Annotated in this window: 1 pseudogene; it reads left to right on the top strand. The window is 58.9% G+C overall.

The features are described from left to right. Positions 1 to 141 (top strand): annotated as a pseudogene (locus tag AB2B41_RS23795) (IS110 family RNA-guided transposase); the annotation flags it as partial. Positions 142 to 231: the final 90 nt, after the last annotated feature.

Here is a 231-nt window from a genome sequence, read left to right as displayed (position 1 = left end):
AGCTGGGGTCTTCGGCTCATGCGCCGGAAAGGCCGCCGCAGAGCCGTCGTCGCCGTTGCCCGCAAGCTTGCTGTCGTTATGCACCGCATGTGGGCAGACAACACCGAGTTCCGTCAGAGACCATTGGAGGGCGCCGTATGAACTGAACCTTCGACAGTGAATGACACACCGGCTGAGGCCGGTGGCATCATTTGGCGGAATGTAATTCCAGGTACTGCATGATGATGTCGT

It is taken from the genome of Sulfitobacter sediminis, from assembly GCF_040811725.1.
Lineage (GTDB): Bacteria > Pseudomonadota > Alphaproteobacteria > Rhodobacterales > Rhodobacteraceae > Sulfitobacter > Sulfitobacter sediminis.
This window is presented reverse-complemented; position numbering and strand designations above follow the sequence as displayed.